This is a genomic window from Pseudomonas sp. SHLD1 (assembly GCF_028640935.1).
In the GTDB taxonomy this organism is placed as follows: Bacteria; Pseudomonadota; Gammaproteobacteria; order Pseudomonadales; family Pseudomonadaceae; genus Chryseomonas; species Chryseomonas aestiva.
This window is the reverse complement of sequence record NZ_JAQZAD010000033.1, coordinates 1-2,977: the sequence shown is the minus strand read 5'-3', so window position 1 is coordinate 2,977 and position 2,977 is coordinate 1. Positions and strand designations below refer to the sequence as shown.

The window sequence follows — 2,977 nt, the reverse complement described above, 5'->3', positions numbered from 1 at the left end:
CCGTTTTCGGCGTCGTCTTCCTCACGCTCTGACCGCGGTCAGATTGTTTGGGTGTTATATGGTCAAGCCTCACGGGCAATTAGTATCGGTTAGCTCAACGCCTCACAGCGCTTACACACCCGACCTATCAACGTCGTAGTCTTCGACGGCCCTTCAGGAAGCTCAAGGCTCCAGTGAGATCTCATCTTGAGGCAAGTTTCCCGCTTAGATGCTTTCAGCGGTTATCTCTTCCGAACGTAGCTACCCGGCAATGCCACTGGCGTGACAACCGGAACACCAGAGGTTCGTCCACTCCGGTCCTCTCGTACTAGGAGCAGCCCCTCTCAAATCTCAAACGTCCACGGCAGATAGGGACCGAACTGTCTCACGACGTTCTAAACCCAGCTCGCGTACCACTTTAAATGGCGAACAGCCATACCCTTGGGACCGGCTTCAGCCCCAGGATGTGATGAGCCGACATCGAGGTGCCAAACACCGCCGTCGATATGAACTCTTGGGCGGTATCAGCCTGTTATCCCCGGAGTACCTTTTATCCGTTGAGCGATGGCCCTTCCATACAGAACCACCGGATCACTAAGACCTACTTTCGTACCTGCTCGACGTGTCTGTCTCGCAGTCAAGCGCGCTTTTGCCTTTATACTCTACGACCGATTTCCGACCGGTCTGAGCGCACCTTCGTACTCCTCCGTTACTCTTTAGGAGGAGACCGCCCCAGTCAAACTGCCCACCATACACTGTCCTCGATCCGGATAACGGACCAGAGTTAGAACCTCAAGATTGCCAGGGTGGTATTTCAAGGATGGCTCCACGCAGACTGGCGTCCACGCTTCAAAGCCTCCCACCTATCCTACACAAGCAAGCTCAAAGTCCAGTGCAAAGCTACAGTAAAGGTTCACGGGGTCTTTCCGTCTAGCCGCGGATACACTGCATCTTCACAGCGATTTCAATTTCACTGAGTCTCGGGTGGAGACAGCGCCGCCATCGTTACGCCATTCGTGCAGGTCGGAACTTACCCGACAAGGAATTTCGCTACCTTAGGACCGTTATAGTTACGGCCGCCGTTTACCGGGGCTTCGATCAAGAGCTTCGCTTGCGCTAACCCCATCAATTAACCTTCCGGCACCGGGCAGGCGTCACACCCTATACGTCCACTTTCGTGTTTGCAGAGTGCTGTGTTTTTAATAAACAGTCGCAGCGGCCTGGTATCTTCGACCGGCATGAGCTTACGGGGTAAACCCTTCACCCTCACCGGCGCACCTTCTCCCGAAGTTACGGTGCCATTTTGCCTAGTTCCTTCACCCGAGTTCTCTCAAGCGCCTTGGTATTCTCTACCCGACCACCTGTGTCGGTTTGGGGTACGGTTCCTAGTTACCTGAAGCTTAGAGGCTTTTCCTGGAAGCATGGCATCAACCACTTCTCCTTCTAAAAGAAGGATCGTCATCAGCTCTCGGCCTTAACTGTCCGGATTTACCTAAACAGTCAGCCTACCACCTTAAACTTGGACAACCAACGCCAAGCTGGCCTAGCCTTCTCCGTCCCCCCATCGCAGTAACTAGAAGTACGGGAATATTAACCCGTTTCCCATCGACTACGCCTTTCAGCCTCGCCTTAGGGACCGACTCACCCTGCGTCGATTAACGTTGCGCAGGAACCCTTGGTCTTTCGGCGTGCGAGTTTTTCACTCGCATTGTCGTTACTCATGTCAGCATTCGCACTTCTGATACCTCCAGCAAGCTTCTCAACTCACCTTCACAGGCTTACAGAACGCTCCTCTACCGCATCACCAGAGGTGATACCCGTAGCTTCGGTGCCTGGTTTGAGCCCCGTTACATCTTCCGCGCAGGCCGACTCGACTAGTGAGCTATTACGCTTTCTTTAAAGGGTGGCTGCTTCTAAGCCAACCTCCTAGCTGTCTAAGCCTTCCCACATCGTTTACCACTTAACCAGGACTTTGGGACCTTAGCTGACGGTCTGGGTTGTTTCCCTTTTCACGACGGACGTTAGCACCCGCCGTGTGTCTCCCATGCTCGGCACTTCTGGGTATTCGGAGTTTGCATCGGTTTGGTAAGTCGGGATGACCCCCTAGCCGAAACAGTGCTCTACCCCCCAGAGTGATACATGAGGCGCTACCTAAATAGCTTTCGAGGAGAACCAGCTATCTCCGAGCTTGATTAGCCTTTCACTCCGATCCACAAGTCATCCCCTGCCTTTTCAACGGAAGTGGGTTCGGTCCTCCAGTCAGTGTTACCTAACCTTCAACCTGCTCATGGATAGATCGCCCGGTTTCGGGTCTATTCCCAGCGACTAAACGCCCTATTAAGACTCGCTTTCGCTACGCCTCCCCTATTCGGTTAAGCTCGCCACTGAAAATAAGTCGCTGACCCATTATACAAAAGGTACGCAGTCACCTAACAAAGTAGGCTCCCACTGCTTGTACGCATACGGTTTCAGGTTCTATTTCACTCCCCTCTCCGGGGTTCTTTTCGCCTTTCCCTCACGGTACTGGTTCACTATCGGTCAGTCAGGAGTATTTAGCCTTGGAGGATGGTCCCCCCATATTCAGACAGGGTTTCTCGTGCCCCGTCCTACTCGATTTCATTGATAAGAGCGTTTCGCGTACAGGGCTATCACCCACTATGGCCGCCTTTTCCAAAGCGTTCCGCTACTCTCAAATCAACTTAAGGGCTGGTCCCCGTTCGCTCGCCACTACTAAGGGAATCTCGGTTGATTTCTTTTCCTCAGGGTACTTAGATGTTTCAGTTCCCCTGGTTCGCCTCTTAACCCTATGGATTCAGGTTAAGATACCTAGCTTATGCTAGGTGGGTTTCCCCATTCAGAGATCTCCGGGTCACAGGTCATTTGCCACCTCACCGAAGCTTATCGCAGGCTATCACGTCTTTCATCGCCTCTGACTGCCAAGGCATCCACCGTATGCGCTTCTTCACTTGACCATATAACCCCAAGCAATCTCGCTGGC

General features: G+C 52.9%; 1 rRNA gene. It reads right to left on the bottom strand.

Annotation, left to right across the window (positions count from 1 at the left end):
* Nucleotides 1-58: 58 nt before the first annotated feature.
* Nucleotides 59-2,951: ribosomal RNA gene (locus PVZ77_RS23010) — 23S ribosomal RNA — on the bottom strand.
* Between the last annotated feature and the right edge of the window lie 26 nt (nt 2,952-2,977).